Below are 14,577 nucleotides of genomic sequence, written 5' to 3'. Positions count from 1 at the left end.
ACTTGAGCTCCAGGATCTCGCCCTTGGCGTCGACCGTGATCTTCTGGCTGAGATCGCCGTTGGCCACCGCCGTGGTCACCTGGGCGATGTTGCGCACCTGCGAGGTCAGGTTCGAGGCCATGAAGTTGACGTTGTCGGTCAGGTCCTTCCAGACCCCGCTCACCCCGCGCACCTGCGCCCGGCCGCCCAACTGCCCCTCCGTGCCCACCTCGCGGGCCACCCGGGTCACCTCGTCGGCGAAGGCGGAGAGCTGGTCGACCATCGTGTTCACGGTGAGCTTCAGCTCGAGCAGCTCACCGGTCGCCTCGACGGTGACCGTCCGGGTCAGGTCGCCGCGCGCGACGGCCGTCGTCACCAGGGCGATGTCCCGCACCTGAGCGGTCAGCCGGGACGCCATGGTGTTGACCGCTTCAGTCACATCCCGCCAACTCCCGGACAAGCCCTGCACCTTGGCCCGCCCGCCGAGCCGCCCCTCCGTGCCCACCTCGCGTGCGACCCGGGTCACCTCGCCGGTGAACAGCGACAACTGGTCGACCATCTTGTTCACCGCCCGGCCAAGGCGCCGCAGGTCACCGCGCAACTGCCGGTTCCCGTCGTGCAGATCGACCCGCTGGGTCAGATCGCCGCCGGCCACCGCGTCCAGCACCCGCGTCGCGTTCGCGGCCGGGGCCACCAGGGCGTCGAGCAACTGGTTGACGTCGTTGACCCGGGAGGTCCAGGCGCCCTGACCAGGGCTCGCCGACAGCCGTTCGTCCAGCCGGCCGGAGCGCACCAGCTCCCGCTTGACCCGCTGCGTCTCCGCGTTGAAGTGGGTGCTGCGGTCCATGATCTGGTTGAAGACGGCGGTCAGTTCGGCCACCATGCCGTGACCCGTCTCCGGCGCCTTCGTGAAGTCGCCGTCCCGGGCGGCCGTCATCGCGGCGAGCAGCGGGCGCAGCTCCGATGCTCGGACTTGTTCCGGTTTCTGACCGTCTTCGAGCACACGCGTAGCACTGTTCTCACTCATGGCGGCCCACTTCGGTAACTCGGCGCTTATGGGCGTGGCCAGTCTGTCACTCTGTCCGCATCGACTGAGGCGTATTCGTCCGAACTGCTCGGGGAGCTGGACATGGGGGCCATACCGACGCAACGGGAGACCGCTTCCCGTGCCTCCGGCATGCCTGGGCACCGGGAGGCGCCCGGCGGCGCGCGGACGTACGCGACCCTGCCGGGAAGCGCCGTCGCGCCCGGCTCCGCCCGCGCCCTGCTGCGCGCCGCGCTCACCGAGTGGGCCAAGGAGCAGCGCCCCGGCGCCGAGCACCTCACCGACCGTCTCGCCGACGACGCCGTGCTGGTGGCCAGCGAACTCGTCACCAACGCCGTCGTGCACGCGGGCACCGACGTCGAGCTGGACTGCCGGCTGGAGGAGACGTCCGGCGCGCTCGTCGTCGAGGTGTGCGACCAGCATCCCTCCCGCGCCCCGCGCGGCTCGGACGCCGAAGTGCCGTACGAGACACCGGAGTACGGCCGCGGGCTGCGCCTGGTCGCCACGCTCGCCGAGTCCTGGGGCGTCACCTACCGCACGGGCGCCAAGACGGTGTGGGCACGGCTGTGCCCCGAGCAGAACACGGCCGCAGGGCCGGCGGCCCCGGGCGCTGAGGCACAGCCGCAGCTCGCACCCCGGCAGACCCTGGAACAGGGCCTCAGCGTCGCCGAGTTCCTCGCGCCCGAGCCGCAGCGCGCCGAACGCGACCGGGAGTGGCTGCACCGGGGCGCCCTGTCCTTCCTCGCCGAGGCCTCCGACCTGCTCGCGGGGCAGCTCGACGAGAACCTCGTTGCCGCGCTCGCCGGCCAGCTGATCGTGCCCCGGCTCGCCGACTGGTGCGCGGTGTGGATGGAGGACGAGGCCACGGGCCGCTGGAGCGCGGGCGGCGACGGCTGGGACGCGGAAGGGGGCACGGGCGCGGGGCCGCGGCTGGCCAGGGTCTGGCACGGCAGCGAGAACCGCATCGAGGAACTGCGCCGGGCGCTGGAGAAGGACCCGCCGCAGGGCACCGACGGCATGGGGGTCCCCCCGGTCGAGCGCAGCCGAGAGTGGGGGAGGTCCGGGCCGGTGCCCTACCCCTGGCCCGGTGGGGCGCTCGAGCTGCGCGAGGCGCACGGCACCGCCCTCGCCTACCGGCTGATCGCGGGCGGCCGACCGCTCGGCACCCTCGTCATCGGCCGCTCCGGCCTGCTGCGCTTCCCCGACGAGGTCACCGGCCTGGTGGAGGACCTCAGCCGCCGGATCGCCCTCGCGATCGGCGCGGCCCGCCAGTACGCCCGCCAGGCCACCATCAGCCGCGTCCTGCAGCGCGGCCTGCTGCCCCTCGCCGTGGCCGAGATCCCCGGCATACGCAGCGCGCTCGTCTACGAGCCGTACGACAAGGGCGGCCCCAGCGGCGACTTCTACGACGTCTTCCCGGCCGGCGACGGCCGCTGGTGCTTCGCCGTCGGCGACGTCCAGGGCAAGGGACCCGAGGCGGCGGTCCTCATCGGCCTCGCCCGCCCCTGGCTGCGGCTGCTGGCCCGCGAGGGCTACCGCGTCGCCGACGTCCTCGACCGCCTGAACCAGCTCCTCCTCGACGACACCACCGAGGCCGCCGACGCCGCGGCCCGCGCCCTCGCCAGCGGCCGCCCGCCGGCCCCCGGCGACGGCCCGCAGACCCGCTTCCTCTCCCTCCTCTACGGCGAGCTGGTACCCGTCGACTCCGGCGTGCGCTGCACCCTCGCCTCCGCCGGGCACCCCCTGCCGCTGCTCCTGGGCGCCGACGGCGACGTGCGCACGGCGGCCCGCCCGCAGACCCTGCTCGGGGTCATCGAGGACGAGACCTACACCAGCGAGACCTTCGAGCTGCGCCCCGGCGACACCCTCCTCTGCGTCACCGACGGCGTCACCGAGCGCCGCTCCGGCTCCCGCCAGTTCGACGACGCCGACGGCCTCGCCACCGCCCTGGCCGGCTGCGCGGGGATGAACGCCGAGCTGATCGCGGAACGCATCGCGAGGCTGGTACACGAGTTCGGCGGCCGGCCGCCGGAGGACGACCTGGCGCTGCTGGTGCTGCAGGCGCAGTAGCCACCCGTCCCGGTACTGGACAATGGAGGGCATGCCCTCCGCACTCCCCGACGGCGAGCCGGTCCCCGCCGACGGCGCACTCCCCGCATCCGCCCTCGCCGGCGCGTCCGCCCGCCCCCTCGGCTTCTACCTGCACGTCCCGTACTGCGCGACCCGCTGCGGCTACTGCGACTTCAACACCTACACCGCGACCGAGCTGCGTGGCACGGGCGGTGTCCTCGCCTCCCGGGACAACTACGCGGACACCCTGACCGACGAGATCCGCCTGGCCCGCAAGGTCCTCGGAGACGACCCGCGCCCGGTGCGCTCGGTCTTCGTCGGCGGCGGGACACCGACCCTGCTGGCGGCGGGCGACCTGGTGCGGATGCTGTCGGCGATCCGCGACGCGTTCGGCCTCGCACCGGACGCGGAGGTCACGACGGAGGCGAACCCGGAGTCGGTCGACCCCGCCTACCTGGCCGCCCTCCGCGAGGGCGGCTTCAACCGGATCTCCTTCGGCATGCAGAGCGCGAAGCAGCACGTACTGAAGGTCCTGGACCGCACCCACACCCCCGGCCGCCCCGAGGCCTGCGTGGCCGAGGCGAAGGCGGCCGGCTTCGACCACGTCAACCTGGACCTGATCTACGGCACCCCCGGCGAGTCGGACGACGACTGGCGGGCGTCCCTGGAGGCGGCGCTCGGCGCGGGCCCCGACCACATCTCTGCGTACGCGTTGATCGTCGAGGAGGGCACGCAGCTGGCCCGCCGGATCCGCCGCGGTGAGGTCCCCAAGACCGACGACGACGTCCACGCGGACCGCTATCTGATCGCCGAGGACGTCCTGTCCGGGGCCGGCTTCGACTGGTACGAGGTCTCCAACTGGGCCACCACCCCCGAGGCCCGCTGCCTCCACAACGAGCTGTACTGGCGCGGCGCCGACTGGTGGGGGGCGGGCCCCGGCGCACACTCCCACGTCGGCGGGGTGCGCTGGTGGAACGTCAAGCACCCGGGCGCGTACGCGGCGGCCCTGGCGTCGGGCCGATCACCGGGCGCCGGGCGCGAACGCCTGTCCGACGAGGACCGTCGCGTCGAACGCATCCTGCTGGAACTGCGCCTGCGCGAGGGCGTACCGCTGGACCTGCTGCGGCCGGACGGCCTGGCCGCCGCCCGCCGGGCCCTGACGGACGGGCTGCTGCAGCAGGGTCCGTACGACGAGGGCCGGGCGGCACTCACCCTGCGCGGCCGGCTGCTGGCGGACGCGGTGGTCAGGGACCTGGTGGACTGACTACGCGGTGACGAAGTCGATCAGTTCCTCCACGCGGCCCAGCAGTTCCGGCTCCAGGTCCTTGTAGGAGCCCACGCGCTTCAGGATCGCCTGCCACACCGCGCCCGTGTTGTCCGAGGGCCAGCCCAGTGCCCGGCACACGCCCGTCTTCCAGTCCTGGCCGTGCGGGACGCGCGGCCATGCCTCGATGCCCAGGGAAGACGGCTTCACCGCCTCCCAGATGTCGATGTACGGGTGGCCGACGACCAGGGCGTGCTCGCTGGTCACCGACTCCGCGATCCGCCACTCCTTGGTGCCGGGGACCAGGTGGTCCACCAGGACGCCCAGCCGTGCGTCCGGACCCGGGGCGAAGTCCGCCACGATCGAGGGCAGGTCGTCCACGCCCTCCAGGTACTCCACGACCACGCCCTCGATGCGCAGGTCGTCACCCCAGACCTTCTCCACCAGTTCCGCGTCGTGCCGGCCCTCGACATAGATGCGCCCGGCGCGGGCCACGCGCGCGCGTGCGCCGGGGACGGCCACCGAACCGGACGCCGTACGGGCGGGGCGTACCGAAGCCGCCCCGGACGGCCGTACGAGGGTCACCACGCGGCCCTCCAGCAGGAACCCCCGAGGCTCCAGCGGGAAGACCCGGTGCTTGCCGAAGCGGTCCTCCAGGGTCACCGTGCCCGCCTCGCAGCGGATCACCGCACCGCAGAAACCGGTGCCGGGCTCCTCCACCACCAGACCGGGCTCCGCCGGGACCTCGGGGACGGGCTTCGGCCTCTTCCAGGGAGGGGTCAGGTCGGGGGAGTACTGGCGCATTCGGATGACGATAGGAGAAGCCGGCGGGCGATCACGTAGACACGCCGAAACGCGTTGCGAGCGCGTCCCGTTGCGCCCGTACGAAGCCGGCGTCCACCACCGCTCCGTGACCGGGCACGTACAGCGCGTCCTCGCCGCCCAGGGCCAGCAGCCGGTCGAGGGCGGCCGGCCAGCGGGACGGCACGGCGTCCGGCCCCGCCTGCGGTTCGCCGGACTCCTCCACCAGGTCGCCGCAGAAGACCACCTCCGGCGAGCCGGGAACCAGGACGGCGAGATCGTGGGCCGTGTGGCCGGGGCCGACGTTCGCCAGCAGGACCTGCCGGCCGCCGCCCAGGTCGAGGGTCCACTCGCCGGAGACCTGATGACGGGGCGGGACGAGGGCAGCCGCGGCCTCCTCCGCCGCGTCGGCGTCCAGGCCGCCCCGCACCGCGTCCGCGATCAGCTCCTCGCGCCCGTGCCGGGCGCCGAACACCGTGTCCATGCCCACCGCGCCGAACACCTCCGCGCCCGCGAAGGCCGCCGCGCCGAGGACGTGGTCGAAGTGGGGGTGGGTCAGCGCGAGATGGGTCACACGGCGACCGGCGAGTTCCTCGGCCCGGGTCCGCAGCCGCGCCCCCTCGGCGAGGCTCGACCCCGCGTCGATCACCAGTGCCGTGTCCGCCCCGACGACCAGCCCCGCCGTGCAGTCCCACCTCGGCAGCCGGCACCGCCCGACCCCCGCCGCCACCCGCTCCCACCCCAGCTCTTCCCAAGTCACCGTCATACCGCGACGCTAGCCGTACGCCCCGGCAACCCGGGCCGACCTTGCCGCGGGTGTACCCCACCGCCGTACACTGGGCCGGGGAACGCTGGCACTCGGACGGACAGAGTGCCAGGCGAAGTGCCGAGGGGACGACTGCTGGAGGTGTGCGCATGCTGAACGAGCGACGGCTTCAGGTGCTGCGCGCCATCGTCCAGGACTACGTCGGCACCGAGGAGCCGGTCGGGTCGAAGGCCCTGACCGAGCGGCACAACCTCGGGGTGTCCCCGGCGACCGTCCGCAACGACATGGCGGCCCTCGAGGACGAGGGGTTCATCGCCCAGCCGCACACCAGCGCCGGGCGGATCCCCACGGACAAGGGGTACCGCCTCTTCGTCGACAAGCTCGCCGGCGTCAAGCCGATGACCGGCCCCGAGCGGCGCGCGATCCAGAACTTCCTCGACGGCGCCGTCGATCTCGACGACGTCGTCGCGCGGACCGTGCGGCTGCTCGCGCAGCTGACCCGGCAGGTCGCCGTCGTGCAGTACCCGTCGCTGACCCGCTCGACCGTGCGGCACGTGGAGCTGCTCTCGCTCGCCCCCGCGCGCGTGATGCTCGTGCTGATCACGGACACCGGCCGGGTCGAGCAGCGGATGGTCGACTGCCCCGCGCCCTTCGGCGAGGCCTCGCTCGCGGACCTGCGGGCGCGGCTCAACAGCCGGGTCGCGGGACGGCGCTTCACGGACGTCCCCCGACTCGTGGAGGACCTCCCCGAGGGCTTCGACCTGGAGGACCGGGGTACCGTTGCGACGGTGCTCTCCACCCTCCTGGAGACGCTCGTCGAGGAGAACGAGGAGCGGCTGATGATCGGCGGAACCGCCAATCTGACCCGCTTCGCCCATGACTTCCCCCTCACCATCCGGCCCGTTCTGGAGGCGCTGGAGGAGCAGGTCGTGCTCCTCAAGCTGCTGGGCGAGGCCGGGGATTCGGGCATGACCGTACGCATCGGTCACGAGAACGCCTACGAGGGACTCAACTCCACCTCCGTGGTCTCCGTCGGCTACGGTTCGGGCGGCGAGGCAGTCGCCAAACTCGGCGTGGTCGGACCGACCCGCATGGATTACCCGGGAACGATGGGAGCGGTACGAGCGGTGGCACGGTACGTCGGACAGATCCTGGCGGAGTCGTAAGTGGCCACGGACTACTACGCCGTTCTCGGCGTGCGCCGCGACGCGTCGCAGGAAGAGATCAAGAAGGCCTTCCGGCGGCTCGCACGCGAGCTGCACCCGGACGTCAACCCGGACCCGAAGACCCAGGAGCGGTTCAAGGAGATCAACGCCGCCTACGAGGTGCTCTCGGACCCGCAGAAGAAGCAGGTCTACGACCTCGGCGGCGACCCGCTCTCGCAGGCGGGCGGCGGTGGCGCGGGCGGCTTCGGCGCCGGCGGCTTCGGGAACTTCTCGGACATCATGGACGCGTTCTTCGGCACGGCGTCCCAGCGCGGCCCACGCTCACGCACCCGGCGCGGCCAGGACGCGATGATCCGGCTGGAGATCGAGCTCGACGAGGCGGCCTTCGGCACCACGAAGGACATCCAGGTCGACACCGCGATCGTCTGCACCACCTGCAACGGCGAGGGGGCGGCCCCCGGCACCTCCGCGCAGACGTGCGACATGTGCCGCGGCCGCGGTGAGGTCTCCCAGGTGACCCGGTCCTTCCTGGGCCAGGTCATGACCTCCCGCCCCTGCCCCCAGTGCCAGGGCTTCGGCACGGTCGTGCCGACCCCGTGCCCGGAGTGCGCCGGCGACGGCCGGATCCGCTCCCGCCGCACCCTCACGGTCAAGATCCCGGCCGGTGTGGACAACGGCACCCGCATCCAGCTCGCGGGCGAGGGCGAGGTCGGTCCCGGCGGCGGTCCGGCCGGCGACCTGTACGTCGAGATCCACGAGCTCCCGCACGCCACCTTCCAGCGGCGCGGCGACGACCTGCACTGCACGGTGACGATCCCGATGACGGCCGCGGCCCTGGGCACCAAGGTGCCGCTGGAGACGCTGGACGGCATGGAGGAGGTCGACATCCGGCCCGGCACCCAGTCCGGCCAGTCGATCCCGCTGCACGGCCGGGGCGTCACCCACCTGCGCGGCGGCGGCCGGGGCGACCTCATCGTCCACGTCGAGGTCACCACCCCGACCAAGCTCGACCCCGAACAGGAACGCCTCCTGCGCGAACTCGCCAAACTCCGCGGCGAGGAACGCCCACAGGGGCAGTTCCAGCCGGGGCAGCAGGGTCTGTTCTCGCGGTTGAAGGATGCGTTCAATGGTCGCTGACGCGGACTGGTGGGCGGCCGGGGGTTCGGGGGTTGGCCCCTGGGCAGGCACAGTCAGCCGGGGCGGCAGGGGCTGTTCTCGCGGTTGAAGGATGCGTTCAATGGTCGCTGACGCGGCGATCAACCGGCGCTGAGGCTCACCCATTCACCTGGCCTATGCCATGGGGGCTGCCCGATTCGGACTTGTTCGGAGGACGTGACAACATGCGGCCATGTCCTCCGCACTGACCGATCTCTTCCCGCATCCGATCGTGCAGGCCCCCATGGCGGGCGGCGTCTCCGTGCCCGCCCTCGCCGCCGCCGTGTGCGAGGCCGGCGGGCTGGGGTTCCTGGCCGCCGGGTACAAGACCGCCGACGGCATGTACCAGGAGATCAAGCAGCTGCGCAGCCTCACCGGCCGCCCCTTCGGCGTGAACCTCTTCATGCCGCAGCCCGAGTACGCGGACCAGGGCGCCGTCGACATCTACCGCCACCAGCTGGCCGGCGAGGCCACCTGGTACGACACCGAGCTCGGCGACCCCGACAGCGGCCGTGACGACGGCTACGACGCCAAGCTCGCCGTGCTGCTGGACAACCCGGTGCCCGTGGTGTCGTTCCACTTCGGCGTCCCCACCCGCGAGGTCATCGACTCCCTGCACCGTCTGGGCACCTTCACCCTGGTCACCGCGACCACCGCCGAGGAGGCCCTCGCCGTGGAGCGGTCCGGCGCCGACGCGGTGATCGCGCAGGGCGTGGAGGCCGGCGGCCACCAGGGCACCCACCGCGACAACCCGGAGAACGACCAGTCCGGCATCGGCCTGCTCTCCCTCGTCGCCCAGGTCCGCGAGACCGTGACGATCCCGGTCGTGGCGGCCGGCGGCATCATGCGCGGCGGTCAGATCGCCGCCGTCCTCGCGGCGGGCGCGAGCGCGGCCCAGCTCGGCACGGCGTTCCTCGCCACCCCCGAGTCCGGAGCGGCCGCCGTCCACAAGCAGGCCCTCACGAATCCCCTGTTCACGCGTACGGAGTTGACCCGCGCCTTCTCCGGCCGCCCGGCCCGCGGCCTGGTCAACCGCTTCATGCGTGAGCACGGCCCCTACGCTCCCGCCGCCTACCCCGAGATCCACCACATCACCTCCCCGCTGCGCAAGAAGGCCGCCGCGTCCGGCGACGCGCAGGGCATGGCGCTGTGGGCGGGCCAGGGCCACCGGATGGCCCGCGAGCTGCCCGCCGGGCAGCTCGTGGAGGTCCTCACCGCCGAACTCGACGCGGCCAGGACAGCGTTGTCCGGCAAGGGGGACCCGCGATGACCGCGCCGGTGTTCGTGGCCGAGGACCTGCCGGCCGAGGCCGGGCAGTACGTCCTCGACGGTACCGAGGGCCGGCACGCGGTCTCCGTGAAGCGGCTGCAGCCCGGCGAGGAGGTCGTCCTGACCGACGGCGCGGGACGGCACGCCGCCTGCGAGGTGCTCGCCACCGAGGGCAAGGACCGGCTGGTCGTGCGGATCACCTCGGTGTCCGAGGAACCGGCGCCCTCGCCGCGCATCACCGTCGTGCAGGCCCTGCCCAAGGGCGACCGCGGCGAGCTGGCCGTGGAGACCATGACCGAGGTCGGCGTCGACGCCGTCGTGCCCTGGCAGGCCGCGCGCTGCATCACCCAGTGGAAGGGCGACCGCGGCCTGAAGGCGCTCGCGAAGTGGCGGGCCACCGCCCGCGAGGCCGGCAAACAGTCGCGACGGGTCCGCTTCCCGGAGATCGCGGACGCGGCGACGACCAGACAGGTGGCCGCACTTCTCGCCAAGGCCGACCTCGCGGCCGTCCTGCACTCCGACTTCGAGCACGTGAGCGAGCCCCTGGCCACCGCCGAACTCCCCGCCCACGGCGAGATCGTGCTCGTCGTCGGCCCCGAAGGGGGCGTCTCCAAGGACGAGTTGGCACTTTTCGAGGAGGCGGGTGCGAAGGCGTACATGCTGGGGCCCACCGTGCTGCGTACATCGACCGCCGGCACCGCGGCCGCGGCCCTGCTCCTGGGCCGCACCGGCCGCTGGTCCTGACGTAGGTCGTTTGTGCGACGCTTACCTCTTGAGGCGGGAACGCTGCTCACCTTGCTATATCGGGCTGTCGGCGTTGCTACGGTTGTCGCATCCAGCAGGATCTACCGCCGGACGGGCGGGAAGTCACGCCTGTGGAGGCCCTGTAAGACCGGCTCTTTCGGGAGCGGCGGGGGCCTGTGAAGCAGGAACCCGTGGTGCTGTCGCGTACGGCACGGACCGGAATCGTCTGCACCGCAGGCGAGGGCGAAAACGCTTCTATGCCGAGGTGCGTGGAGCTTCTGCGGCCCCTGCTGCCTGCCGGTGACGGTCTGTGGCAGGGGCTGCCTTTTGACCCCGGGAGTGCTTGCTGCTTACCGACTTCTCGATGCCGGTCCGCATCCAGGGGAGATGACCGTATCCGCCCTACCGCCGGACGGCACGTGATGGCAGGCTGCCCTCATGGGCGCGACGAGGCGCAGTCGGTGGCGACCGCCAGGACGACGGGTGGTGGCCGTGGCGGGTTTCGCCCTCGTGGCCGTCGCAGGGGCCGTGGCCTGCGACCCCGGAGGGCTCGGCACCGCGGCCGTCGCCTATACCACCGACCAGACCGCCACCAAGGAACTGAAGCGGCACAACATCGACGTGCAGTGGCTCAGCTGCACCTCCAACTACGGCAACAACAACACCGCTCACAACGCGACGCCCACCGCGAGCGAGACGACCGTCGCCGACGTCGACTGCCAGGGCCAGACCAAGGACCGCAAGGACATCACCGTCACCGGCAAGGTCACCCGGGCCGTCGACGGCGCCTGTGTGCGCGGTGATCTGACGGCCAAGGTCGGCGGCAGGACCGTGTTCCACGTCTCCGGGCTCGGCGACTGCACCTCGACGCCCTCACCGATACAGAACAACCCCGGTGGCGGCAGCGGCAGCGGGCCCGGCGCCACCGTCACGGTGACCGTGACGCGGACCATCTGGTGCAAGGGCGACCCGCAGTGCTGGCCGGTCCAGGGCAAGTGATCCAAACCCCTGCCCGGGAAGGCAACCGCTGCCTACAGTGATCGTGTGACGCAGCCCGCAGCTCCCGCGTATCTCCGGTTCCCGCACCTGCACGGCGAGTTGGTCGCCTTCACGGCCGAGGACGACGTGTGGCTCGCCCCCCTCGACGGCGGCCGGGCCTGGCGGGCCAGCGCCGACAACGTACCGGTCGACCACCCCCGCATCTCGCCCGACGGCACCACCCTCGCCTGGACGTCGACCCGCGACCGGGCGCCCGAGGTGCACATCGCCCCGATCGACGGCGGTCCCGCCAAACGCCTCACGCACTGGGGGAGTTGGCGCACCCAGGTGCGCGGCTGGACCCCGGACGGCGAGATCCTGGCGATCAGCACCTACGGCCAGGCCAGCCTGCGCCGCAGCTGGGCGCGGGCCGTCCCGCTCGACGGCGGCCCGGCCACCACCCTGCCCTACGGCCCCGTCGGAGACGTCGCCTTCGGCCCGGCGACGGTCCTGCTCTCCGCGCCGATGGGACGCGAGGCCGCCTGGTGGAAGCGGTACCGGGGCGGCACCGCGGGCAAGCTGTGGATCGACCCCGACGGCGACGGGGAATTCGTACGCCTGCACGAGGAGTTGGACGGCAACCTGGAGAGCCCCGTGTGGATCGGGGACCGGATCGCCTTCCTCTCCGACCACGAGGGCGTCGGAGCCGTCTACTCCTCCCTCGCCGACGGCTCCGACCTGCGCTGCCACACACCCACCGACGGCTTCTACGCCCGCCATCTCGCCGGCGACGGCTCGCGGCTGGTGTACGCGTCCGCCGGCGCGCTGTGGCTGCTCGACGGCCTCGACGGCGCCGAGCCGCGCCGACTGGACGTCCGGCTCGGCGGCCCCCGTGTCGACCTGCAGCCCTTCCCCGTCAACGCCGCCCGCTGGTTCGGCTCCGCGCACCCCGACCACACCGCCCGCGGCAGCGCGGTCGCCGTCCGCGGCGCCGTGCACTGGGTCACCCACCGCTCCGGCCCCGCCCGCGCGCTGGCCGCCGAACCCGGCGTACGGGCCAGGCTGCCGCGCACCTTCCGGGTGGACGGCGAGGAACACGTCGTCTGGGTCACCGACGCCGAGGGCGAGGACGCCCTGGAGTTCGCCCCCGCGACCGGGGCGGCCCCCGGCGCCACCCCGCGCCGGCTCGCCGCCGGGCAGCTCGGCCGGGTCCTCGGTCTCGCCGTGGCCCCCGACGGCGGCCGCGTCGCCGTCGCCGCGCACGACGGACGGGTCCTGCTCGTCGAACGGGACAGCGGCGAGGTCCGCGAGGTCGACCGCAGCGCCGACGGCAACGCCTCCGACCTGGTCTTCTCACCCGACTCCGGCTGGCTCGCCTGGTCCCACCCCGGCCCCAGCCCGCTGCGCCAGCTCCGCCTCGCCAACACCACCGACCTCTCGGTCACCGAGGCGACGCCCCTGCGCTTCCGCGACTACTCCCCGGCGTTCACCCTCGACGGCAGGCACCTCGCCTTCCTCTCGGCGCGCTCCTTCGACCCGGTCTACGACGAGCACGTCTTCGACCTGGCCTTCGTCGGCGGCTCCCGCCCGCACCTGATCACGCTGGCCGCGACCACCCCGTCCCCCTTCGGACCGCAGCGCCACGGACGCCCCTTCGACGCCCCGGACAAGGACGAGACGCCGGACAGCGAGGGCGCCCCCAGCACCCGTATCGACCTCGAAGGACTCGCGGACCGGATCGTGCCGTTCCCGGTCGAGGCCGCCCGCTACTCCACCCTGCGCGCCGCCAAGGACGGCGTGCTGTGGCTGCGCCACCCGGTGCGCGGAGTCCTCGGCGCCTCCCGCGCCACGCCCGACGACGAGGACCCCAAGACCGCCCTCGAACGGTACGACCTGGTCCAGCAGCGCATCGAGCACCTCGCCTCCGACGCCGAGCACTTCGCGGTCAGCGGCGACGGCAAGCGCGTCCTGCTGTGGACCGACGACAAGCTGAAGGTCGTCCCGAGCGACCGGCGCGCCTCGAACGACGACGAGAGCGACACCAACATCACCGTCGACCTCGGCCGCGTCCGCCAGACCGTCGACCCGGCCGCCGAGTGGCGCCAGATGTACGCCGAGACGGGCCGCCTCATGCGGGACCACTTCTGGCGCCCCGACCTGGGCGGCGTCGACTGGGACGGCGTGCTCGACCGCTACCGCCCCGTCCTGGACCGCGTCGCCACCCACGACGACCTCGTCGACCTCCTCTGGGAGGTCCAGGGCGAACTCGGCACCTCCCACGCCTACGTCAGCCCGCGCGGCGGCTACGGCAACGGCGAACGGCAGGGCCTGCTAGGCGCCGACATCTCCCGCCACGAGGACGGCAGTTGGCGCATCGACCGGGTCCTGCCCGCCGAGACCTCCGACCCCGCCGCCCGCTCCCCGCTGGCCGCACCCGGCGTCGCGATCCGCGCCGGCGACGCGATCGTCGCGGTCGCCGGGCGCCCGGTGGACCCGGTGACGGGCCCAGGCCCGCTGCTGGTCGGCACGGCGGGCAAGCCCGTCGAACTCACCATCCTGCCCTCCGGCGGCGGCGACCCCCGGCACGCCGTGGTCGTCCCCGTCGCCGACGAGGAACCCCTGCGCTACCACGCCTGGGTCGCCGACCGCCGCGCCTACGTCCACGAGAGGTCCGGCGGCCGCCTCGGCTACCTCCACGTCCCCGACATGGTCGGCTCCGGCTGGGCACAGCTCCACCGCGACCTGCGCGTCGAGGTCACCCGCGAGGGCCTGGTGGTCGACGTCCGGGAGAACCGCGGCGGCCACACCTCCCAGCTCGTCGTCGAGAAGCTGGCCCGCAAGATCGTCGGCTGGGACCTGCCCCGCGGCCTGCGCCCCTCCAGCTACCCCCAGGACGCGCCCCGCGGCCCCGTCGTCGCCGTCGCCAACGAGTTCTCCGGCTCCGACGGCGACATCGTCAACGCGGCCATCAAGGCCCTCGGTATCGGCCCGGTCGTCGGCACCCGCACCTGGGGCGGCGTCATCGGCATCGACAGCCGCTACCACCTGGTCGACGGCACCCTGGTCACCCAACCGAAGTACGCCTTCTGGCTGGAGGGTTACGGCTGGGACGTGGAGAACCACGGGGTGGATCCCGACGTGGAGGTGGTGCAGCGCCCCCAGGATCACGCCGCCGGACGCGATGTCCAACTGGACGAGGCGATCAGGCTGGCACTGGAGGCACTGGAGCAGCGGCCCGCGAAAACCCCGCCCGGATTGCCCACGTAAGGGGCGCGGGCGCGCGACCAGCCACAAGCCACCCGCACCCGGCGACGATACAGTTACCCCACATTCGATCACC

11 protein-coding genes are annotated in these 14,577 nt (G+C 73.0%); 8 read left to right on the top strand and 3 right to left on the bottom strand.

Going from position 1 to position 14,577, the window contains the following annotated elements; translation table 11 throughout:
* Nucleotides 1-1,006, bottom strand: a 1,006-nt coding sequence (locus tag ACIRVK_RS14795) for a HAMP domain-containing protein (protein ID WP_404246847.1), incomplete at its 3' end; no start/stop codon positions are given.
* 102 nt (nt 1,007-1,108) lie between these two features.
* Here ACIRVK_RS14795 and ACIRVK_RS14790 point away from each other — a divergent pair.
* Together ACIRVK_RS14790 and hemW are read left to right on the top strand one after the other, a co-directional pair.
* Nucleotides 1,109-3,094, top strand: coding sequence for a SpoIIE family protein phosphatase (locus ACIRVK_RS14790; RefSeq protein ID WP_404246846.1), 1,986 nt, complete (start codon nt 1,109-1,111; stop codon nt 3,092-3,094).
* A 31-nt stretch (nt 3,095-3,125) separates the two neighbouring features.
* Nucleotides 3,126-4,358 (top strand): radical SAM family heme chaperone HemW, encoded by a 1,233-nt coding sequence (hemW, locus tag ACIRVK_RS14785; protein WP_404246845.1) that lies wholly within the window; start codon nt 3,126-3,128, stop codon nt 4,356-4,358.
* Here the strand turns inward: hemW and ACIRVK_RS14780 are convergent, their stop codons facing one another.
* Both ACIRVK_RS14780 and ACIRVK_RS14775 read right to left on the bottom strand, forming a co-directional pair.
* Complete coding sequence (locus ACIRVK_RS14780; RefSeq protein ID WP_404246843.1) at nt 4,359-5,162, bottom strand: DUF3097 domain-containing protein; 804 nt, start codon at nt 5,160-5,162, stop codon at nt 4,359-4,361.
* 31 nt (nt 5,163-5,193) lie between these two features.
* Nucleotides 5,194-5,925 carry an MBL fold metallo-hydrolase gene (locus ACIRVK_RS14775; protein WP_404246841.1) on the bottom strand — a complete coding sequence of 244 codons (732 nt, stop codon included), beginning with the start codon at nt 5,923-5,925 and terminating at the stop codon, nt 5,194-5,196.
* Nucleotides 5,926-6,074: 149 nt separating this feature from the next.
* On the opposite strand from ACIRVK_RS14775, the gene hrcA reads away from it, so the two are divergent.
* The 6 genes from hrcA to ACIRVK_RS14745 all read left to right on the top strand — a co-directional run bounded on the left by hrcA (nt 6,075) and on the right by ACIRVK_RS14745 (nt 14,504).
* Nucleotides 6,075-7,091: a heat-inducible transcriptional repressor HrcA gene (hrcA, locus tag ACIRVK_RS14770; protein WP_404246839.1), complete on the top strand. Its 1,017-nt coding sequence runs from the start codon at nt 6,075-6,077 to the stop codon at nt 7,089-7,091.
* A complete protein-coding gene (dnaJ, locus tag ACIRVK_RS14765; RefSeq protein WP_404246837.1) occupies nt 7,092-8,228 on the top strand; it encodes a molecular chaperone DnaJ in 1,137 nt (378 codons plus the stop codon). It begins immediately after the preceding gene.
* A gap of 211 nt (nt 8,229-8,439) precedes the next feature.
* Nucleotides 8,440-9,516 carry a nitronate monooxygenase gene (locus ACIRVK_RS14760; protein ID WP_404246835.1) on the top strand — a complete coding sequence of 359 codons (1,077 nt, stop codon included), beginning with the start codon at nt 8,440-8,442 and terminating at the stop codon, nt 9,514-9,516.
* Nucleotides 9,513-10,259 carry a 16S rRNA (uracil(1498)-N(3))-methyltransferase gene (locus tag ACIRVK_RS14755; RefSeq protein WP_404246833.1) on the top strand — a complete coding sequence of 249 codons (747 nt, stop codon included), beginning with the start codon at nt 9,513-9,515 and terminating at the stop codon, nt 10,257-10,259. Before ACIRVK_RS14760 ends, ACIRVK_RS14755 begins: the two co-directional genes overlap by 4 nt.
* A 438-nt stretch (nt 10,260-10,697) precedes the next feature.
* Nucleotides 10,698-11,258, top strand: coding sequence for a hypothetical protein (locus tag ACIRVK_RS14750; protein WP_404246831.1), 561 nt, complete (start codon nt 10,698-10,700; stop codon nt 11,256-11,258).
* 45 nt (nt 11,259-11,303) lie between these two features.
* On the top strand, nt 11,304-14,504 hold the full coding sequence (locus ACIRVK_RS14745) for a S41 family peptidase (protein WP_404246829.1): 3,201 nt from the start codon (nt 11,304-11,306) through the stop codon (nt 14,502-14,504).
* Nucleotides 14,505-14,577: the final 73 nt, after the last annotated feature.

This window comes from Streptomyces sp. NPDC101152 (assembly GCF_044768275.1).
Classification (GTDB): Bacteria; Actinomycetota; Actinomycetes; order Streptomycetales; family Streptomycetaceae; genus Streptomyces.
Note: the sequence above shows the minus strand (reverse complement) of the source record. Positions and strands in the feature narration are given on the sequence as shown.